The sequence below is a fragment of the Pseudomonas fluorescens genome (assembly GCF_002022275.1).
Lineage (GTDB): Bacteria > Pseudomonadota > Gammaproteobacteria > Pseudomonadales > Pseudomonadaceae > Aquipseudomonas > Aquipseudomonas fluorescens_AJ.
This window is the reverse complement of record NZ_MSDF01000025.1, coordinates 247,499-267,181: the sequence shown is the minus strand read 5'-3', so window position 1 is coordinate 267,181 and position 19,683 is coordinate 247,499. Positions and strand designations below refer to the sequence as shown.

The 19,683-nt window shown below is 61.9% G+C and carries 24 protein-coding genes; 6 read left to right on the top strand and 18 right to left on the bottom strand.

All coding sequences use genetic code 11. The features are described 5' to 3' along the window. Window positions 1–3: 3 nt before the first annotated feature. The 3 genes from BFW87_RS20670 (at window position 4) to BFW87_RS20660 (ending at window position 2,842) form a co-directional block, all read left to right on the top strand. On the top strand, window positions 4–876 hold the full coding sequence (locus BFW87_RS20670) for an urea transporter (protein ID WP_078741562.1): 873 nt from the start codon (window positions 4–6) through the stop codon (window positions 874–876). 31 nt (window positions 877–907) lie between these two features. Continuing rightward, on the top strand, window positions 908–1,732 hold the full coding sequence (locus BFW87_RS20665) for an ion transporter (protein WP_078741561.1): 825 nt from the start codon (window positions 908–910) through the stop codon (window positions 1,730–1,732). A 105-nt stretch (window positions 1,733–1,837) separates the two neighbouring features. After that, complete coding sequence (locus tag BFW87_RS20660; protein ID WP_078741560.1) at window positions 1,838–2,842, top strand: sulfate ABC transporter substrate-binding protein; 1,005 nt, start codon at window positions 1,838–1,840, stop codon at window positions 2,840–2,842. Window positions 2,843–2,972: 130 nt separating this feature from the next. Here BFW87_RS20660 and BFW87_RS20655 read toward each other — a convergent pair whose 3' ends face one another. After that, window positions 2,973–3,587 (bottom strand): DUF5666 domain-containing protein, encoded by a 615-nt coding sequence (locus BFW87_RS20655; protein WP_078741559.1) that lies wholly within the window; start codon window positions 3,585–3,587, stop codon window positions 2,973–2,975. A gap of 178 nt (window positions 3,588–3,765) precedes the next feature. On the opposite strand from BFW87_RS20655, the gene BFW87_RS20650 reads away from it, so the two are divergent. After that, window positions 3,766–4,962 (top strand): MFS transporter, encoded by a 1,197-nt coding sequence (locus BFW87_RS20650; RefSeq protein WP_078741557.1) that lies wholly within the window; start codon window positions 3,766–3,768, stop codon window positions 4,960–4,962. Between the two features lie 123 nt (window positions 4,963–5,085). Here the strand turns inward: BFW87_RS20650 and BFW87_RS20645 are convergent, their stop codons facing one another. The 15 genes from BFW87_RS20645 to phnC all read right to left on the bottom strand — a co-directional run bounded on the left by BFW87_RS20645 (window position 5,086) and on the right by phnC (window position 16,392). After that, window positions 5,086–5,490 carry a type II toxin-antitoxin system HicB family antitoxin gene (locus BFW87_RS20645; RefSeq protein WP_078741553.1) on the bottom strand — a complete coding sequence of 135 codons (405 nt, stop codon included), beginning with the start codon at window positions 5,488–5,490 and terminating at the stop codon, window positions 5,086–5,088. Window positions 5,491–5,501: 11 nt separating this feature from the next. Then, window positions 5,502–5,690, bottom strand: a complete 189-nt coding sequence (locus BFW87_RS20640; protein ID WP_078741552.1) for a type II toxin-antitoxin system HicA family toxin — start codon at window positions 5,688–5,690, stop codon at window positions 5,502–5,504. A gap of 252 nt (window positions 5,691–5,942) precedes the next feature. After that, complete coding sequence (phnP, locus tag BFW87_RS20635) at window positions 5,943–6,692, bottom strand: phosphonate metabolism protein PhnP (RefSeq protein WP_078741551.1); 750 nt, start codon at window positions 6,690–6,692, stop codon at window positions 5,943–5,945. Further along, window positions 6,683–7,255 (bottom strand): phosphonate metabolism protein/1,5-bisphosphokinase (PRPP-forming) PhnN, encoded by a 573-nt coding sequence (phnN, locus tag BFW87_RS20630; RefSeq protein WP_078741549.1) that lies wholly within the window; start codon window positions 7,253–7,255, stop codon window positions 6,683–6,685. The genes phnP and phnN overlap by 10 nt, the downstream gene beginning before the upstream one ends. Next, window positions 7,255–8,400: an alpha-D-ribose 1-methylphosphonate 5-triphosphate diphosphatase gene (locus BFW87_RS20625; RefSeq protein WP_078741548.1), complete on the bottom strand. Its 1,146-nt coding sequence runs from the start codon at window positions 8,398–8,400 to the stop codon at window positions 7,255–7,257. The genes phnN and BFW87_RS20625 overlap by 1 nt, the downstream gene beginning before the upstream one ends. Next, complete coding sequence (gene phnL, locus BFW87_RS20620) at window positions 8,390–9,112, bottom strand: phosphonate C-P lyase system protein PhnL (protein WP_078741547.1); 723 nt, start codon at window positions 9,110–9,112, stop codon at window positions 8,390–8,392. Before phnL ends, BFW87_RS20625 begins: the two co-directional genes overlap by 11 nt. Further along, complete coding sequence (gene phnK / locus BFW87_RS20615) at window positions 9,109–9,918, bottom strand: phosphonate C-P lyase system protein PhnK (RefSeq protein WP_176159794.1); 810 nt, start codon at window positions 9,916–9,918, stop codon at window positions 9,109–9,111. The genes phnL and phnK overlap by 4 nt, the downstream gene beginning before the upstream one ends. Beyond that, window positions 9,879–10,745 carry an alpha-D-ribose 1-methylphosphonate 5-phosphate C-P-lyase PhnJ gene (locus tag BFW87_RS20610; protein ID WP_078741545.1) on the bottom strand — a complete coding sequence of 289 codons (867 nt, stop codon included), beginning with the start codon at window positions 10,743–10,745 and terminating at the stop codon, window positions 9,879–9,881. The genes phnK and BFW87_RS20610 overlap by 40 nt, the downstream gene beginning before the upstream one ends. Further along, complete coding sequence (locus BFW87_RS20605; RefSeq protein WP_078741544.1) at window positions 10,738–11,814, bottom strand: carbon-phosphorus lyase complex subunit PhnI; 1,077 nt, start codon at window positions 11,812–11,814, stop codon at window positions 10,738–10,740. Before BFW87_RS20605 ends, BFW87_RS20610 begins: the two co-directional genes overlap by 8 nt. Beyond that, window positions 11,814–12,404: a phosphonate C-P lyase system protein PhnH gene (gene phnH / locus BFW87_RS20600; protein WP_078741543.1), complete on the bottom strand. Its 591-nt coding sequence runs from the start codon at window positions 12,402–12,404 to the stop codon at window positions 11,814–11,816. Before phnH ends, BFW87_RS20605 begins: the two co-directional genes overlap by 1 nt. Next, complete coding sequence (gene phnG, locus BFW87_RS20595) at window positions 12,404–12,841, bottom strand: phosphonate C-P lyase system protein PhnG (RefSeq protein WP_078741542.1); 438 nt, start codon at window positions 12,839–12,841, stop codon at window positions 12,404–12,406. The genes phnH and phnG overlap by 1 nt, the downstream gene beginning before the upstream one ends. Window positions 12,842–12,853: 12 nt before the next feature. Continuing rightward, entirely contained in the window at window positions 12,854–13,558 is a 705-nt protein-coding gene (gene phnF / locus BFW87_RS20590) for a phosphonate metabolism transcriptional regulator PhnF (protein ID WP_176159790.1), read from the bottom strand. Window positions 13,559–13,594: 36 nt separating this feature from the next. Then, the gene (phnE, locus tag BFW87_RS20585; RefSeq protein ID WP_078741540.1) at window positions 13,595–14,377 is read right to left on the bottom strand and encodes a phosphonate ABC transporter, permease protein PhnE; all 783 of its coding nucleotides are present in this window, start codon (window positions 14,375–14,377) and stop codon (window positions 13,595–13,597) included. A gap of 147 nt (window positions 14,378–14,524) precedes the next feature. Then, window positions 14,525–15,526: a phosphonate ABC transporter substrate-binding protein gene (phnD, locus tag BFW87_RS20580; protein ID WP_078741539.1), complete on the bottom strand. Its 1,002-nt coding sequence runs from the start codon at window positions 15,524–15,526 to the stop codon at window positions 14,525–14,527. Window positions 15,527–15,558: 32 nt separating this feature from the next. Beyond that, the gene (gene phnC / locus BFW87_RS20575; protein WP_078741538.1) at window positions 15,559–16,392 is read right to left on the bottom strand and encodes a phosphonate ABC transporter ATP-binding protein; all 834 of its coding nucleotides are present in this window, start codon (window positions 16,390–16,392) and stop codon (window positions 15,559–15,561) included. A gap of 244 nt (window positions 16,393–16,636) precedes the next feature. Between phnC and BFW87_RS20570 the strand changes: the two genes are divergently transcribed. Then, window positions 16,637–17,320, top strand: coding sequence for a DUF695 domain-containing protein (locus tag BFW87_RS20570; protein ID WP_254865919.1), 684 nt, complete (start codon window positions 16,637–16,639; stop codon window positions 17,318–17,320). 197 nt (window positions 17,321–17,517) lie between these two features. Here the strand turns inward: BFW87_RS20570 and BFW87_RS20565 are convergent, their stop codons facing one another. Then, a complete protein-coding gene (locus tag BFW87_RS20565) occupies window positions 17,518–18,099 on the bottom strand; it encodes a histidine phosphatase family protein (RefSeq protein ID WP_078741537.1) in 582 nt (193 codons plus the stop codon). Window positions 18,100–18,597: 498 nt separating this feature from the next. Between BFW87_RS20565 and BFW87_RS20560 the strand changes: the two genes are divergently transcribed. After that, window positions 18,598–18,873, top strand: coding sequence for a DUF6124 family protein (locus tag BFW87_RS20560; protein WP_078741536.1), 276 nt, complete (start codon window positions 18,598–18,600; stop codon window positions 18,871–18,873). Between the two features lie 415 nt (window positions 18,874–19,288). Here the strand turns inward: BFW87_RS20560 and BFW87_RS20555 are convergent, their stop codons facing one another. Beyond that, window positions 19,289–19,681, bottom strand: coding sequence for a hypothetical protein (locus BFW87_RS20555; protein ID WP_078741535.1), 393 nt, complete (start codon window positions 19,679–19,681; stop codon window positions 19,289–19,291). Window positions 19,682–19,683: the final 2 nt, after the last annotated feature.

Below are 19,683 nucleotides of genomic sequence, written 5' to 3'. Positions count from 1 at the left end.
AAAATGAACAACCAGACCTGCCCCGACTGGGCCGAAGCCCTGCTCAACGGCTTCAGCCAGATCTTCCTCCAGCGCCATCCTCTGTGTGGCCTGCTGTGCCTGCTGGCCATCCTGATCGGCGCCCCGGCATTGCTCGGCGGCGCGCTGCTGGGCGGCGTCGCCGGTTTGCTCACGGCCCAGCGCCGGGGTTATCCCAAAGCCGAGCGCCAGTCCGGGCTTTACAGCTATAACGGCGTACTGCTGGGTTTGTTGATCAGCCAGCATTTCGCCTGGTCGGCCCTGTTACCGCCGCTGATTCTCGCGTGCGGCGGCCTGAGCGCGATCCTCACGCGCCAATGGCTGAAACACGCCACCCAGCCCGATGACTTGCCCGCCTACACCGCGCCTTTTGTCGGCCTCGGCTGGTTGCTGATGGGAACTGTGCCCGAGAGCACCTTTGCCCTGACTGAGCCCGATACGCTGTCCGTACTCGTTGCACCTTTTACCGGCCTTGCGCAGATCATGCTGCTGGACCAGCCGGTGGCGGGCGCCTTGATTGCGCTGGGCCTGTCGATCGCCAACCGTCGCGCCGCCTTATGGGCATTGATCGGCGCCAGCGCGGGCGTGCTGATTGCCCTGCTGCTGGACGAGCCCGCCAGCGCCCTGCTCGGCCTGCACAGTTACAACCCGGCACTCGCCGCGTTGGCGCTGAGCCAGGCGCGCCGTCAACCCTGGTTGCCGCTGCTCGGCATCCTGTTGGCGATCATCCTCACCCCCGGTTTTGCCGCGCTGCACCTGCCCGCGCTGACGGCGCCGTTTATCCTCGCCTGCTGGCTGGTGCGCGCCAGCGGGCGCATGTTCAAAGCCCGCGTGGACAGCCGGTTCGAATCCCCCTAGGCTCTCTCGATATTCGATTCGGGCGGGCTTTATGGACAGCAACAACGACTGGCGTCAGCGGCTCTACGTCATGGTTTTTCAGAGTGACACGGTCGCCGGGCGGCGCTTTGACGGCATCCTGTTGCTGATCATCCTCGCCAGCCTTGTGATCGTGATGCTCGACAGCATCGACCAGATCCACCAGAACTACGCCGATGTGCTGGCCTATATCGAGTGGGGCTTCACCCTCATTTTCCTGATTGAATACGGGCTGCGGCTGTACTGCTCGCCCAAGCCGTTGCGTTATGCCTTCAGCTTTTATGGGCTGGTGGACTTGCTCGCGATCGTGCCCGGCATCCTCGCCCTGTATTACAGCGACGCGCAGTACTTGCTGATCATCCGCATCATCCGCATGCTGCGGATTTTCCGCGTGCTCAAGCTCAGCCCGTACCTCAAGCAGGCCAACTACCTGATGGCCGCGCTGCGCGGCAGCAAGCAGAAGATCGTGGTGTTCCTGGTCAGCGTGTGCACGCTGGTGACGGTGTTCGGCACCTTGATGTACGTGATCGAAGGCCCGGAACACGGTTTTACCAGCATTCCCAAGGGCATCTATTGGGCCATCGTGACCCTGACCACCGTGGGCTTCGGCGATATCGTGCCGAAGACGCCGCTGGGCCAAGTGATTTCGTCGCTGGTGATGATCACCGGTTACTCGATCATCGCCGTGCCCACCGGGATTTTCACCGCCGAACTGGCGACGGCCATGCGCGGTGAGCAACTGCAGCACGACTGCCCAGTGTGCAAGAAAGACAGCCATGAGCCGAACGCGGCGTTTTGCTCGCGGTGTGGCAATAACCTTTTCCGTAAACTGGAATAAGCACAGAGCGTTTTAATCTTTAAACGTCTATGCGGTGCCCGTTATAGTCGATGGCAAATTGCCCCCACTCAACCGTTAAACTTCTCGAACAACAAGGAATGAGCAGTGAAAAAACTCGTTAGCGCCTCTCTTCTGGCCGCCGGCCTTGCCCTGGCGGGCGCCGTACAGGCTGCCCCCGTCACACTGCTCAACGTCTCCTACGACGTGATGCGCGATTTCTACAAGGACTACAACGCCGCCTTCCAGAAGCACTGGGAAGCCGAGCACCCGAACGACAAGCTGACCTTGCAGATGTCTTTCGGCGGTTCCAGCAAACAAGCGCGTTCGGTGATCGACGGCCTGCCGGCTGACGTGATCACCATGAACATGGCCACCGACATCAACGCCCTGGCGGACAACGGCAAACTGGTGCCGGACAACTGGGTCACCCGCCTGCCAAACAACAGTGCGCCGTTCACCTCCGCCACGGTGTTTATCGTGCGCAAGGGCAACCCCAAGGCCCTGAAAGACTGGCCGGACCTGCTCAAAGACGGCGTGCAAGTGATCGTGCCCAACCCTAAAACCTCGGGCAACGGCCGTTACACCTACCTGTCGGCCTGGGGCTATGTACTGAAAAACGGCGGCGATGAAGACAAGGCGAAGAAATTCGTCGGTGAGCTGTTCAAACACGCACCCGTGCTGGACACCGGCGGCCGTGCTGCCACCACCACGTTCATGACCAACCAGATCGGCGACGTACTGGTGACCTTTGAAAACGAAGCGGAAATGATCGCCCGTGAATTCGGCCGTGATCAGTTCGAATTGATTTACCCAAGCGTCTCGGCTGAAGCTGAGCCGCCGGTGTCGGTGGTCGACAAGGTGGTCGAGAAGAAAGGCACCCGTGTGGCTGCCGAGGATTACCTGAAGTACCTGTGGTCGCCGGAAGGCCAGGAAATCGCCGCCAACAACTACCTGCGTCCGCGTGACCCGAAGGTGCTGGCCAAGTACACCGACCGCTTCCCGAAAGTCGACTTCCTGTCGGTGGAGAAGACCTTTGGTGACTGGCGCACCGTGCAGAAAACCCACTTCAATGATGGCGGGATTTTTGATCAGATCTACAGCGGGCAGTAACTGAACAAACGCGGTAAAAACTGTGGGAGGGGGCTTGCTCCCGATAACGGTGGATCAGTCAATTAATGAGTTAGCTGATACACCGCAATCGGGAGCAAGCCCCCTCCCACACTTGCCTCTGTGTCTGGCTTTACATCGGCGGTGTGACGCCATCCTTGCCAGCCGAGATGGCCTGCGCCGTCACCGTCCCATCCGCGCCTTGCGCCGCAAACAACACCACCTTCGTGCCCACCTTGAGCAAGCTGCGATCCCCCGGCTCCAGGTTCACAATCGGTACATCATCCGGCACCACAATCTTCTGCTCGCCACCTTTGTATTTGACGGTCAAGGTGCGCCCGTTGCTGACCACCAGGTCGCCAACGGTGCCGTTGGTCATGCTGCTGCCTTCCTTGAGATCGAACGCGCGATGCCCGTCGCCCGTGCCGGCCATGGCCGGGGGGAACACGTGGACTTCCAGCGCGGTCAGGGTGCCATCAGCATTCGGCATCGCCGCGGAGCCGATGTAGCTGCCGGGTTTGATCTCGTCGATCTTGGCCAGGGTCACGGCGCGCACTTGGGTGTCTTTGGTCAGGTGCACGGTGACGTCTTCGCCACTGTTGACCTTGACGTGGATCGCGTCACCGTCGACCGCCGTGATGGCGCCGCGCACGCCGACGCGCGGGGCCTCAGCAGCATTGGCCAAGCCCATCGCCATGGCGGCGGCAAGGGTTGAAGCCAGGATCATCTTGTTCAGCGTAATTTTCATGAAAGTGGATTTCCTGTTTCGGCAGTTGTGGCTGAATGTATCATTGCCGTTCGACCCCAACGTTAACGATTCAGTCATTAATTTGCGGCATGAGTGATATCACTGCCAGCGCTCTACTCCGGCCACGGCGTTGTCTTTACTCTGCCACGCCCTCCTCCTTCGCTTTAACGAGAACGCCATGACCGCTACTCCACCCGCTACGAGCACCATGACCCGAGGCATGGTGATGCTGTTTGCGTTCTGTTGCGGCGCAATTGTTGCCAACATTTACTATGCCCAGCCGATCATCGAACTGATCGCACCGGACATCGGCCTCACACCAGCGATGGCCAGCCTGATTGTGTCCCTGACCCAGATCGGCTATGCCCTGGGCCTGTTTTTCCTGGTACCGCTGGGCGACCTGCTGGAAAACCGCAAGCTGATGATCACCACCACCGTGGTCGCCATTGCCAGCCTGCTCGGCGCAGCGTTCACCCAGCAACCGAACCTGTTTCTGCTGGTGTCGCTGTTGATCGGTTTCAGTTCCGTCTCTGTACAGATTCTGATCCCGCTGGCCGCGCACCTGGCACCGGCCGAGTCCCGTGGCCGCGTGGTTGGCAGCATCATGGGCGGCCTGCTGCTGGGGATTCTGCTGGCACGGCCGGTGTCCAGCGTGGTGGCCGACCACTTCGGCTGGCGCGCGATGTTCATGGCGGCGGCTGCGCTGATGGCGTTTATCAGCGTGGTATTGCTGGTCACCATCCCCAAGCGTCAGCCGGATCACAGCGCCAGCTACGGCCAACTGCTGCGTTCCCTCGGCACCTTGTTGCGCAAGCAACCGGTACTGCGCCAGCGCGCGTTCTATCAGGGTTGCATGTTTGCCACCTTCAGCCTGTTCTGGACTGCCGCCCCACTGGAGCTGGCGCGTAACCATGGCCTAAGCCAAAGCCAGATCGCATTGTTTGCGCTGGTGGGTGCCCTGGGCGCCATCGCCGCGCCCATTGCCGGCCGCCTCGCCGATGCTGGCCACACGCACCGCGCTTCGCTGCTGGCGATGCTGTTTGGCGCGTTGAGCTTTCTGCCAGCCTTGGTGCACCCGCTGTACAGCGTGATCGGCCTGGCGGTGACCGGCGTGATTCTGGACTTCTGCGTGCAGATGAACATGGTCCTCGGCCAACGCGCCATCTACGCCCTCGACGCCAACAGCCGCAGCCGCCTGAACGCGCTGTACATGACCAGCATCTTCATCGGCGGTGCGTTCGGCTCGGCAATTGCCAGCAGCGTGTACGAACACGGCGGCTGGCTGGGCGTGATGCTGGTGGGCAGCGCGTTCCCACTGGTGGCGTTGTTGCGCTTCCTGAGTGCTTCGCGCCAGGCAGCACCGGCAGTGGCATAAACCTTTACTTGTTGGCGCTGGCTCTTGTGGGAGCTGGCTTGCCTGCGATAGCGGTGGGTCAGCCAATGATTCAGCCACTGACAGACCGCTATCGCAGGCAAGCCAGCTCCCACATGGATCGCCTTACGAACGCACCAACTTCTCCAACGCCGCATCCGCCAGAAATGACGAGCGGCTTTTGACCTTATGCTCGCGCACATAGCGGTCGATGCGCTGGATGACATAACCGGGCAAGGTCACGTTGACCTTCTCGGTCTTGCCCAGATAGGGCGAGATATCCAACTCCAACATGCCCCAGCCCATCCCCGCGTAGTCCTCATGGGCGTGGTGATTGGCGACTGACGTTGGCATCGGAATCGGCCCGCCTTCTGCCGCAATCTCCTGCAACATGATGTGCGCCACTTCCACGGCGGCGTTGTACGACTCTTCAAAACTGTCCCCGGCGGTGACGGCGCCCGGAATGTCAGGGATCTGAATGCCGGTGGCGGTAAAGTCATCGCCCCATTCGATACAGATTGGGTATTGCATGAATACTCTCCTTAAAACTCAAACAAGCCGGCGCGTTTCTTGATGCTTCGAACGGTGCCCAACGGCAGGTCCTTCTTGGGATGGGGCACCGGGATCGTGTACGGATTGTAACGGTGAGTGAAAATATGATGACTGCCCGTCACCCGATCCAGCACCCAACCCGCCTCTTGCAGCTCCTTGATCAATAACCTGCTTTGCACCCCAGCCTCCTTGGCTTGGTCTGAATAAAAGTAACCCTAGAGTTATATTTACTCAAGCACAGAATGCGTGACTCTGATCGGCGGTTGTTTTGCGGGATGTTGAACCAACACACCTGAGAACGAAGGAGAACCCAGTGTGGGAGCTGGCTTGTGTGGGAGCTGGCTTGCCTGCGATGCAAACAACTCGGTCTATCAGGCACACCAGGGTGAAGCTATCGCAGGCAAGCCAGCTCCCACATGGGTTTGTGGGGGTTAGATGATTCGGCCGTCCCAGCCGACGGTGACGTGGCTGGGCAACTCGCGCCGATGCTGCAACAACCACGCATCCAGCGTGTGCCCAACATGAGTCAGCACGCCCAACTGCGCGCCCACGTCCTCAATGCTCTGCACCGCCAGCGTCAGGTCATTGTGATTGCGCGGTGCCTGCGGTTGCGGCGGCATGGAGCAGTCGAGCACCAGCACATCCACCGGTTCGCGCTGCAACCAGGCGAGGGTGTCCGGTGGCAGGCCAACCGTGTCGGTGAGGTAGGCAATGCGCCGCCCTTCCCCCTCGAACAGGTAACCCAACGTCAGTTTGGAATGCTGCAACGGCAACGCGGTAACGCTCAGCTCGCCAAACTGCCGCGTCTCAAACTCGGCAAATGGCTGGCTGAAATCAAGAATGCCGGGATGTTTGTAGAGGTCGGACAAATCCTCCGGGTCCGCCGGGCCGTGCACCGGAATCACCAGCCCCTGGCCCCAGCGCAGGTGCAGCAAACCCTGGGCGTGATCGGCGTGATAGTGGGTCTGGAAAATCCCGTTGAAACTGCGCGGCGGGAAGCGTTCGGTGAGGTCGGGCAAGCCGCTGTCGATCAGCCAGCGCTGGTCGCCGCATTCGATCAACGCGCTGCACGGGCGGCGGCGCAGGTGTTCGTCGCTGCGGGCCAGGGCGCAGGCGGGGCATTCACAGCCATACACCGGGACTTGCCGCGCGTCGCCGGTGCCGAGCAAGGTCAGGCGCATACCGAATGCCCGTGGTCGAGGCAGCACAGCAGGCGCTCGACGGTGTGTTCCAGCGGGCCGGAGTTGTCCAGCACGAACAAGCCCGAACCATTGCCCGCGATCAGCTCGGCGGTGAAGCGTGCATTGCGCGCCAGACGCTTGTCGATATCCGCCAGCGACTCACGCCCGCGCGCAATCAGGCGCTGACGCAGCACGGCCTGATCCACCGTCAGCAACAGCGCCAACGACGTCGGGTAACGCTCACGGGTCTTCGCCAGGTGCGCGCGAGAGCCATTAACCAGCACGTCTTCACCCGCCGCCAGCCAGTCGTCGATCTCACGCGGGATGCCGTAGGAGAGCCCATTGGCATGCCAATTGAGAGCAAACGCGCCCTCGGCCTCCATCGCCGCAAACTGTTCCGGGCTCACCCCTTGCGCCGCCTCGCCCACGGCTTCCGCCGAGCGGGTGATGACGCGGCGCACTATCCGGCAGCCGCACTCGGCCAAGCGTGGGCGGGCGGCATCCAGCAGGCTGTCCTTGCCCGAACCGGAAGGCCCGATGAGATAGATCAACCTGCCTGCCATCAAAACACCCTCTTCGCCTGTCGCCAGACTTGTTGCACCACAGGAAGCCCTTCGCAACTGCGGGCCTGTACCAAATCCGCGCGCAGGCCAACGGCAATTTCGCCGCGATCATGCAGGCCCGCGGCTTGCGCCGGTGCCAGGCTGATCATCTTGACCGCCCGCGACAGGTCCCCGCCGTCCTGCTGGTCGGCCAGCACGAAGGCCGCCTGCAACAGGCTGGCCGGGTAGTAGTCGCTGGACAGTATATCCAGCAATCCGTCAGCGGCCAGGCCGGCGGCGGCCACATTACCCGAGTGCGACCCGCCACGCACCACGTTCGGCGCGCCCATCAACACTTTCATGCCCAGTTCCTGACAGCCGCGCGCCGCTTCCACGGTGGTGGGGAATTCGGCGATGGTCATGCCGTAACGCGCCGACTCTTCAACATGCGCCAGGGTCGCGTCGTCATGGCTGGCCACCGACAACCCGCGCTCCACGCAATGCGCCACGATGGCTGAGCGGTAGCGGTCGCTGTACTCCCTGGAGTTGGCCATTTGCAGCACGATAAACGCGTCCATGGTTTCGTCGTTCAGGTGGTACTTGCCCATGTAGTACTCACGGTACTTGGATTCGAGCACGAACTGGCGCTGGCCCGGCGAGTGGTCCATCACTGAGACCAGGCGTACCAACGGGTTTTCCACCAAGTCGCGGAACACGCTGAGGGTGTCTGGGTGGCACAGCTCGCAGCGCAGGTGCAAGTGGTGCTCGGCGCGGGTCAAGCCGGCGTCTTCTGCCGAAGCGATAGCATCGAGCATCGCCGGCAGCTTTTTCATGCGGTTGCCGTTGGGGTTCACATCGCCGATGGACACGGCGTCGAACACCGTGGTGATCCCCGCCGCGATGATCTGCGAATCGTGGCTGAGCACCGCCGAAATCGACGGCCAGTCCACGCCAGGGCGCGGGGTCATGTGTTTTTCCAGGTTGTCGGTGTGCAATTCCACCAGGCCCGGCAGCAGGAAATCACCGCCTAGATCCTGAGCCTGGGGCAACTGGCTGCGACCTTCGGCGAGATCGACAATCTTGCCATCGCGCAGCACCACCGAACCGAGGAACATGCGATCCGCCGTGACTATCCGGGCATTACTGAGGATCTGTTCAGCGGGCATGGGCGTATTCCTCTTGAGCGACGGGCGATGGGGTCATGTCGAAATGGCGGTCGGCGACGGCTTCACGGGCGGCGCGGTCGTGGAAGATGCCAATCAAAGCAGCGCCGGCGGCTTTGGCTTCGTTCATCAGTTCCAGCACCACTTGGCGGTTGTTGTCATCGAGGGAGGCAGTGGGTTCATCGAGCAACATCACCGGCCACTCGACCATGAAGCCGCGAGCGATGTTGACGCGCTGTTGCTCGCCGCCGGAAAAGGTGCCGGGCGCCAGTTGCCACAAGCGTTGCGGGATGTTCAGGCGGGTCAGCAGATGCTCGGCGCGTGATTGCGCATTGGCCCTGGACCAGCCACGGGCCAGCGCGGGCTCCATCACCACATCCAGGCAGGCCACACGCGGGATGACGCGCAGGAATTGGCTGACATAACCCAGGGTCTGTTGGCGCACCTGCAAAATGTCGCGCGGCTCGGCGCCGACCAGCTCCAGCCATTCGCCCGCATGCTGCACACGAATGCTGCCGCCCGCTGGCAGGTAGTTGCCGTACAGCGTGCGCAGCAACGTACTTTTACCTGCGCCGGACTGGCCGTGCAGCACCAGGCATTCGCCAGCCTGCACGCTGAATTCCACGCCGCGCAGCACATTGAGCACCACACCGTTCTGCTGGTGCAGGGTGAAGGTTTTTGAGAGGTCACGGACCTCGATCAAGGCATTCGTCATGGCTGCAGTACCGAAGACACCAGCAGTTGAGAGTAAGGGTGCTGTGGATCGTCGAGGATCTGGTCCGTCAGCCCGGTTTCCACCACGTGCGAGCGGCGCATCACCATCAGGCGGTCGGCCAGCAAGCGCGCGACGGCCAGGTCGTGGGTGACGATGACGACCGCCAAATCCAGCTCACGCACCAACCCGCGCAACAGGTCAAGCAAGCGCGCTTGCACCGACACATCAAGGCCACCGGTGGGCTCGTCCATAAACACAAGCCGTGGGCTGGAGACCAGATTCCGCGCGATTTGCAGACGCTGCTGCATGCCGCCCGAGAAGGTGCGCGGCAAGTCGTCGATGCGCTGCGGGTCAATTTCCACCTGCCCCAGCCAGTCGAGACCGGCGCCGCGCAGTTGCTCATAGTTGCGCACGCCCTGAGCCATCAAGCGCTCGCCGATATTCGCCCCGGCCGACACGCCCATGCGTAAACCGTCACGCGGGTTCTGCTCGACAAAGCCCCACTCGGTGCGCAGCAAGGTGCGGCGTTCGGCTTCGCTGGCGCTGTACAAATCCAGCCATTCGCCGTCCTTGCTGCGGTAGCCGATGCTGCCGGCTTGCGGTGGCAAACGCCCGCTCAACAGCGAGAGCAAGGTGGATTTACCCGAGCCGGACTCGCCGACAATGCCCAGCACTTCGCCAGGGTAAAGATCGAAGCTGACGCCCTGGCAACCCTTCTCCGGGCCATACAGCAGGGACAGGTCACGCACTTGCAATAACGGCTGGCTCACTGGTTGTTCTCCTTCACCCGTTGGGCGCAGTACCAGGTGTCGGAACACACGAAACTCTGGGTTCCCGCATCGTCGAGAATCAGCTCATCGAGGAACGATTCATGGCTGCCGCAGATGGCGCAGTTGTGTTCCCACTTCTGCACTTCGAACGGGTGGTCTTCAAAGTCCAGGCTGTGGACCTGGGTGTAGGGCGGCACCGCGTACAGGCGTTTTTCGCGACCGGCGCCGAACAGCATCAACGCCGGGCTCATGTCGAGTTTGGGGTTGTCGAATTTGGGGATCGGCGACGGGTCCATCACGTAGCGTTCGTCGACCATCACCGGGTAGGCATACGCCGTGGCGATATGGCCGAAGGTGGCGATGTCTTCGTAGAGTTTTACGTGCATCACCCCGTAATCATTCAGGGCGTGCATGGTGCGCGTCTCGGTTTCCGACGGTTCGATAAACCGCAGCGGCTCAGGGATAGGCACCTGGTAGACCATGATCTGGCCCGCTTGCAGTGGCGTTTCCGGGACGCGGTGGCGGGTCTGGATCACCGTGGCGTCCGGCGTGGCTTCGGTGGTGGCGACGCCCGCGGTGCGTGCGAAAAAGCGCCGGATGGAAACGGCGTTGGTGGTGTCATCCGCGCCCTGGTCGATGACCTTGAGCACGTCGTCATCCCCCAAAATCGCGGCGGTCAATTGCATGCCGCCGGTGCCCCAGCCGTACGGCAACGGCATCTCGCGGCCACCAAATGGCACTTGATAGCCGGGGATCGCCACGGCCTTGAGCAAGGCGCGGCGGATCATGCGTTTGGTCTGTTCGTCGAGGTAGGCGAAGTTGTACGCCGGGTCGCGCAGAGCCGGTTGGGTCAAGTCATTCATGGCGGGTGCCCTCGGCCGGTTGGCGCAGTTTGCGGATCAGTTCCAGTTCGGCCTGGAAGTCCACGTAGTGAGGCAATTTGAGGTGCGAAACAAAGCCCGCTGCCTCGACGTTGTCGCAGTGGGCCAACACGAATTCCTCGCGCTGGGCCGGCGAGACGACTTCTTCGTTGTATTCCTCGGCGCGCAACGAGCGGTCCACCAGCGCCATACCCATGGCCTTGCGCTCGGCGTGCCCGAATGCCAAGCCATAGCCACGCGTGAACTGCGCAAGCTCAGTGGCCGAGCCGACGAACTGGTTGACCATCTCGCACTCGGTGACTTCGATGCTGCCCAGGCAAATCGGAAAGCCCAGCTCTTCAGGGTCGATCCACACTTCCACGTCGCCGATGCGAATCTCACCGGCAAACGGGTGGTTGCGGCCGTAGCCGCGCTGGGTCGAATAACCCAGCGCCAACAGGAAACCTTCGTCGCCACGGGCCAGCGCTTGCAGGCGCTCGGCGCGGCTGGCGGGGTATTCCAGCGGGTCGCGGGTGATGTCGGCGATGCTCGCGTTGTCGTCGGCTTCGTTCTTAATCAGGCCTTCCTTGGCGAGCAAACCGAGCACACGCGGGCAGGCTTCGATGCGTGCGTCGGGCGTGGTCTGCGGGCCGGGGTATTCACCTTCGGCGAGCAGGGAAAAATCCAGCAGGCGGTGGGTGTAGTCGAAGGTCGGGCCGAGCAACTGGCCGCCGGGCAAGTCCTTGAAGGTGGCGGACAGGCGCCGGCTCAGGGACATCTGCGACGTATCAATCGGCAGGCTCGGGCTGAAGCGCGGCAACGTGGTGCGGTAGGCGCGCAGCAGGAAAATCGCTTCGACCAAATCCCCCGCCGCTTGCTTGATCGCCAGCGCAGCGAGTTCTTCATCGAACAGCGAGCCTTCGGTCATCACCCGCGCCACGGCCAGCGGCAGTTGCTCGCGGATTTGCGTCACGCTCAGCTCAGGAACGGCGGTATCGCCCCGGCGTTTTTTCGCCAGCAGGCGGTGGGCATTGTCGATGGCCTGTTCGCCACCTTTGACGGCTACGTACATCAGGCACGCTCCTGTGCGACACGGCTGCTGCGCGGCAGGCCGATCAAGTGATTGCCGGCGGTGAACAACAGGTCCAGGCCACGCGGGAAGGCTTCGCGGCGCTGGCGCTCCAGCCAGAACGCTTGCGGCACCGGCAGGTGCACCTGGCGCTGGGTCTTGATGCCCGGGCCGCGCCAGAGCAGGCCGCGGCCGGCTTCCAGGTCGGTGAGTTGCACGAGCAAGGTGCAAGACTGGTCGGGGTAGCGGTCGTTGCCGTGGTCGAAGCCGCTGAGGTCGAGCAGGTCCTGTTCGCCGAGCAGCGCGAACACGGCGTCTTCACGCCGGGCGGTCAGCGGGCAGCCGCAATGGAACGCCAGGTTGGCGCGGATCAGCGGCGTGTCGAAGCTCGGCGCCAGCCACAGCGGTGTGTCCATATCGAGCATGGCCAGGCACAAGGCGTAGGTGGCAGGTGCGAGGCCGTCCAGGCGCGGGGCGGACGGCAGGTGCTGGATCAAACCCGGTTCGGCGAGGGCCTTGAGGGCCGCGCGAAAACCGCGTTGGGCGTCCAGCACCGGGTCGACAAACGCCGGTTGCAACAGGTGCGCATTCATCAGTTTTCTCCTCGAACCAGGGTGAAGAACTCGACCTTGGTGGCGGCGGTGTCGGCTTCTTTTTGCGCGCGGCGGGCGGCCTGGGCATTGGCCAGCGCTGTGATCAAATCGCTGAGCCACAGGCTCGGCTGGGTGCCTTGCAGGTGGGCGTCGGCCAGGGCGGCCAGCTCGGCGTGCAACTTGTCGCGCCCGGCCAGGTAGCTGTAGCCGGTGCGCCCGTCGGCCAGGCGCACCACGCAGCGGGTCACGCTCATTTCGCCGACGTTGAACGGCGCGCCGTTGCCGCCCATGCGGCCACGCACCAGGGTCATGCCGATTTCCGGGGCGCGGATCAGTTGGTAGTCGGCGTCTTTCAACGCGGCCTCGTGCGGGTGCAATTCACTGAGCTGGGCGCGGGCGAGCACGCCGATCCAGTGTTGACGCGGGGACAAGCTCATTGAGGACTCCATTCAAGTCACCACTTGGTACTGGAAGCGATCCGAACGGCTGGTGGACTGCGCCAGCTCCACGGGGCGGCCGTCGCGATCGCAGGAAAGGGTAAAAACGGTGAGGGCCGGCAAGTGCCGAGGCATCATCAGCAGCGCGGCTTCATCACGGTTGGGCAGGCGCGCACCGATCAGGCTTTGGGTGCGGGTCAGCGGTAGCTCACGTTCACGCAGGTACTGGCGCAACGAACCGCCGGTGTAGTCGGCCAGCAACGGCGCGCGGCTGGCGCAGTAGCGATGGCGGATCAGGCTGACGGGCTGGTGGTCGAGCTTGCGCAGGGTTTGCAGTTCGATCATCGGCGCCATTTCGGCGATGCCCAAATGCTCGGCTTCGTCGCGGCTGGCGTAGCAGTAGCGGCGCTTGAGCAACACCGCCTGCACGCCGACGCCCTGGGCCGACAGCGATTGGCTGTAGGAGGTCTCGGCGCCCATCGAGTAAATCAGCGGGCGGTCGAGCACCTGGGTGCCCTTGCCCTGGCGGCGCAACAGGCTGCCTTCAAACACCAGCTCGTCGATGGCGCGGCGCAAGGTGTGGCGGTTCACGCCGAAGCGCTCGGCCATGTGCACCTCGCCGGGCAGGAAGTCGCCGGCGCTGTAACTGCTCAGTTCGCGGCGCAAAATATCCGCGAGTTCGCGGTACACCGGCTCATCTTGTCTAGACAACTGCATGCTTAAAAAAAGCGCCCCGCGGGCACCCCTCCGGCGTCAGATGAACTGCTTGCGCAGGCGTTGGGACAGCACGTCGATACAGCTCACCACCACGATGATCACCAGCAGCACCGCGCAGGTTTGTACGAACTGGAAGGCGCGGATGTTTTCCCAGAGGATCACGCCGATACCACCTGCGCCGACCATGCCGACCACTGTTGCGGAGCGCACGTTGGCTTCGAAGCGGTAGAGCGCGTAGCTCACCCACAGCGGCATTACTTGGGGGATCACGCCGTAGATCACTTCCTGCAAGGCACTCGCGCCGGTGGCCCGCACGCCTTCTACCGGGCCCGGGTCAATGGCTTCGACGGCTTCGGCAAACAGCTTGGCGAGCACGCCGGTGGTGCTGATCCACAGGGCCAGTACACCGGCAAAAGGACCGAGGCCGACGGCGACCACGAACAGCATGGCGAACACCATTTCATTGATGGAACGGAACGCATCCATCACACGGCGCAGCGGTTGGTGCACCCACCACGGGGTGATGTTTTCAGAGCAGAGGATGCCCAGCGGCACCGAGCAGACGATGGCCAACACCGTGCCCCAGAGGGCGATTTGCACGGTGACGATCATCTCGGTGAGGTAGGAGCGCCATTCGTGGAAGTCCGGCGGGAAGAAGTCAGCGGCGAAGGTCGCCATGTTTCCGGAATCGCGGTACAGCGCCAGCGGGTTCATTTCAGCACCGCGCCAGGCCCAGGCCAGTACGAGCAGGAACAGACCCCAGCCGAGGTATTGCGGCAAGCTGCGTTTGCCGACGGCTTCAGCGTGCAAGGTTGTCATTGGATCGCCTCAATCTAAGTGTGGGAGCTGGCTTTTGTGGGAGCGGGCTTGCTCGCGAATGCGGTGTGTCATTCAACGCATTCGGCGACTGATTCACCGCATTCGCGAGCAAGCCCGCTCCCACATTGGCCCGGTTCCTACAGGGGGTTAGCCGTTTGCTGCGGTCTTTTTGTCCAGTTCGCTGATGCGCTGTTGCAGCTTCGCCAGGTCGGCGTCGATGTCAGCCAGTTTCTTGGCCTTGTCGGCGGCTTCCAGGTGGTCATCCGCGCTGATGGTGGTGCGCTGCTTGAACAGTTCCAGCTGGCGGATCGGCAACAGTTGGTCGTCGTTCGAGGTCAGGAACTTGCCCAGCTGCATGTTCTTCAGCACCGCTTTCTCTTCATCGGTGTTGCCGTAGTTGGCGAAGAAATCACGGATCTTGGTCTTCTCGCTGTCGCTCAGCGCCTTGCTCCACACCATCGGGTCGGCAGGGATCAGCGGCGATTTCCAGATCACTTTGAGCATCGCGGCCTTGTCCGGCTGGGTCACTGCCAGACGGTCCCAGCTTTCGGTGTTGAAGGTCGCCACGTCCAACTGCCCTTTGGCCACGCTCAAGGCATTCACTTCATGGCTGGAGTTGAGGGTGCGTTTGAACGCGGTGGCGGCGTCGACGTGGTTCTTGGCGAACACGTAATAGCCCGGAACCAGGTAGCCCGAGGTGGAGTTCGGGTCACCGTTACCGAAGGTCAGGTTCTTGGCGTTCTTGAGCATGTCGTCGACGTTGTTGATCGGGCTGTCTTTGCGCACGATCAGCACGCTCCAGTAACCGGCGGCGCCGTTGGCGGCGGCGGTCTGGGCAAAGATCTCGCCGTTGGAACGGTCTACTGCTTCCATTGCAGCCTTGTTGCCCAGCCAGGCCACGTCGACCTTGTTGAAGCGCATGCCCTGGATCAAACCGGCATAGTCAGAGGCGAAAGTGGCGTTGATGGTCAGGCCGGTCTTCTTGTGCATGTCATCCAGAAACGGCTGCCAGATGCTCTTGAGGTTCTGCGAAGACTCGGTGGACATGATGCCGAAGTTGATGGCTTTGTCGGCAGCCTGGGCATTGCCCATCGCGACGCTGGCCAGCAACACCGCAGACAAAAACACTTGGCCGATACGGTTCAACATGGAAAGGTTTCCTGTGGGTCGTGAGTGGGGTTTCAAGCGCGCGCCAGGGCCAGCCGAGGGGTGGCTTCGGCATGGCGGGTCTGGTCGGAAAACATCAGGCTGGTGTCGACATCGGCACCGTACAAATCATTGAGGAACTGGCTGCTCATGGCGCTGCCCTGCCCGTCGAAGTGAATGCGGCCACCTTTAAGGGCCACGGCTCGCGGGCAATAACGCATGGCGTAATCGACTTGATGCAGGGTCACCACCACGGTCTTGCCGTCGCGGCGGTTGATGTCGGCGAGGATCTCCATGACCTTGCGCGCCGACTCAGGGTCGAGGGAGGCGATGGGTTCGTCGGCGAGGATGACTTCGGCGCGCTGGGTCAGCGCCCGGGCAATCGCCACACGCTGCTGCTGGCCGCCGGACAATGTGGAGGCGCGCTGCCCGGCCAGGTCAGCCAAACCCACACGGGCCAGGGATTCCAGGGCAAAGGCCTTTTCCTCGGCATTGAACAACCCGAGGTTGCCACGCCAGCGCGGCATGCGGCCCAGGCAACCGAGCAATACGTTGTCGATCACGCTCAGGCGGTTGACCAGGTTGAACTGCTGGAAGATGTAGCCGATGTCTGCACGCAAACGCCGCACCTTGCCATTCAACCGTCCACTGGCCTGCACCTCCCGGCCCAGCACCTTGACACTGCCGCCGTTGCTCTTGTCGCAACAGGCCAGGCCCGCCAAATGGCGCAACAACGTGGACTTGCCCGACCCGGAAGCGCCAATCAGCGCGACCATCTCACCGGCAGCAATGGTGAGTTCGAGGTCGACCAGTGCGGATTTCTTCGCAAAGGTCTTGTTCAAGTGATCGACATGAATAGCGTGAGTCATGGGCTTCTCTGTCTGGTTTGAACAGCCTTGGGAGGGCTGCGTTTGAGTTCAAACGACAGTAGGCGCGGGAGGTGTCAGTGCTATTACTTGCACATGACTGGCGGGCGGCGGTTTGATGAAGGTTTTGTGAAAGGTTGGAGGTGGGTAGCCAGTGGTCTGCGGCGAAGACGTCTGGCACAATCGGCGCCATTAATTAGCCAGCATCCGCCCTCACAGGGCAGGCTCAAGCGTTTAGGGATGAACAGTGAAAGACAAGCACCGTAACAAGCAACTGCTCACGTGGCTCGCGCTGGCAAGCGTACTGACCGCAGGCTGCGCAAGGCACCCTGCTGCGCCCGTGGTCGAGCGCAACCCTTGCCTGGATGAAGGCCCGGTGCACAGCGTGGCGTTTGACAGGTGTGTGGCTGATCGGGCGGCGGACCGAGCGGAAGCCCTCAGGCGCCTGCTGGACGATGCCAACCCCAACCCTCGCCAGCAAGCGTTGGCCGAGCCTGGCCCTGACGACTACCAGGACGCCGACTTTCCAGACACGCCCAACCCCATGCTTTACCAGGGTGCGCGCTCTGTCACGGCCGCTGAACGACGGGCACTGCCCTACAAGATCAGAATCACCTGGAAGTACACCGCCAAAACCCTCAGGCCAGCGCCGCGAGACCTCTCCCGGATGGAACAGATGCGCAGCCTGATCGTGCCGGCCGTGCAGGAACAAGGGCTGGCGAAATGGCTGTGCACGGTGACGGGTGGGCAGCAGGTGCAGTGGATTTTCTATGCCAAAAGCGAGGAAACCTTCATGGCCGGGGTGAATGCCGCGCTGGCCAAGAGCGGCCCCTACCCGCTGGCGTTCACGACCCATAAAGAGCTCGCGCCGAGTGGTGAAATGGGCGGGGCTGAAACGATCCGCATCACGCCCAAAACCTGTATGGAATAATGATCGTGGACACAGCTTGCACGGTCGTTGTGGCGAGCAGGCTTGCCCTGCGTTGGGCTGCGCAGCAGCCCCAATAAGGCGGCCGCGATAGAGTCAGACAGAACGCGTCGGCAGGGTTTGGGGCTGCTTCGCAGCCCAACGCGGGGCAAGCCCGCTCGCCACACACAGCCCGCTCGCCACAGAGTTGTACGTAGCAATTAAATTGGGGCAGTCGCTGGAAACGCCATGACGTTGAAATCGTCCAAAACCAGCATCTCTCCATTCGAAAGCTGCCAGTTAAAGAAGTCCGAAAAGTCTCCTCTGGCTAGAGCGCGAATCACCTTCGCCACAAATCCATGCGCGACCAGCAGTACAACACGCTCTGGATAGAGCGCTGCCAGTTCCACCAAACCTTGATGTACACGGGCAACCACATCTGCAATCGACTCACCGCCCGTTGGCCCAACCGCCCATTGGCGCGTTATGTTCTGCGCCCAGAGCTGCGGGTGCATTGCCCTTGCCTCAGCCTGTGTCAGCCCTTCGAACACACCGACGTCACGCTCGCGAAATTCGCCCATTGTTAATAGCTCAAGATTCAACTCACCGTTAAGAATTTGCGCGGTTTGCTGGGCTCTTAGGCGCGGAGAGACAATTAACACCTCAATGCCGCTGGGCAGTTTCTTGCTGAGAGACGCAGCCTGTTCCCTACCCAGCTCGGTCAGTTCCGGGTCGAGCGCGCCGAGGTAGCGGCGCTCAGCGTTTGCCCAGGTTTCGCCGTGACGAACAACGTAGAGGTTCATGAGGGTTCATCTCATTGAAGGGAGAAAGGGATAGTAGCAACTGTCGTGCATCGCCAGCCTCGACTTGACGCGTCCCGATGCCAGACTTTCCCTACACCTCATTCTTTATCCAATGTTCACTATGTCGCCCGAGCCGCACGCAGGAGGGCTTGTCCCTGTCGGGTTTCCATTCCCCGGTCGACCAACCTGCGTACGGCTCACCTTTTTTCAGGCTTCTTTGTGGCGGCTGTGCATGGGAGGCTTAGGCCTGCCGGGTTTCTATGACCGGTCTACCACCCTGTGTGCAGTCGCCTCCTTACGCCGTGTGGCTGTGATCATCAACTAGACGTGGAGATATGCCCTACATAGTTTTCGGGTTGCGTCTGATCAAACCTCACCGCTAACCTTCGCAAGTCGCTGCAAAATCAGCGGCCGGGTGTGGAAGCCCGAAATGATCCAGGCGCACAAGCGCCCATTGCCTTTAGTGGACGCTTTTTTCATAACTCACGGAGCATCCGTATGAAAAAAGTTACGCCTGACACACTGTTATCCACCTCGGATAACACGCCACAAACACCACCCGAAGTGATCTTCACCGTCCGCCCCGGCCTCAGTACTGAAGTTGCCTTGAGCAACGCCAGCGAGATGCTTGAGTCGGCCACTGTCTGTGCGTACGACTGCGCTGAACATCTGGGTGGCTCAGGCCGCAAGCAGGTGCTGGCGGTGGTGCAGATGATTGAGATTGCGCAGTTGTTGGTGAATGAAGCGCTCAATCGGGAATGTCCCATAGCTTGATGGCACGGTGATCCCCTGTGGGAGCTGGCTTGCCTGCGATGGCGGTGGGTCAGCTGGCAGATAGTTGGCTGACACAATGCTATCGCAGGCAAGCCAGCTCCCACAGTTGATCTTCATTGGATGGAGGAATGGGGTTCCACGGCCATGATGATCGTTCCAACGCTCTGCGTGGGAATGCCGCCTGGGACGCTCTGCGTCCCTCAGGTTTGAGTCTTGCGCCAAGGTGACGCGGAGCGTCACGGGATGCATTCCCACGCGGAGCGTGGGAACGATCAAAAGGCGGTGTGTCAGTCACTGTATTAGCCAGCTGAACCACCGCATTCGCGAGCAAGCCCGCTCCCACATTTGAGCTTCAGTGGATGCAAGAATGCATTTCACGGGTATGAAAAAGGCGACCTATAAAGGTCGCCTTTTTTTATTGTGCGTATTGCTTGCTCAAGCCCGGCGGAACGCCTTGCACGTTGGTTTCTTCCCACGGCCCGTTCGGGCTGATCGAGCGGCTCCAGCCGTTGCTCCAGCGGTAGTACGTGCGCTGGCGGTAGAAGGTGTCGGGCTGTTCTTCCAGCACATACACCTGCATTTTGCCGTCCCAATGGCTGACGGCGCCCGGTGGCGGGGCGAAGGTGGGCGAGGAGCTTGGCACGGGTTTCGGCGGCGTGACCGGGCCGGAAGGTTTGGTGCTTGGCTGGGTCGACGGGCCGGACGACGGGATGGTCGGGCCGGTGGGCCCGGGAGGTGGCCGGTGGACCGCACAAGCGCTCAAGCCGAGTACCAGGCTGAGCAGGGTGATGCGTGCAAATGCGGTCATGG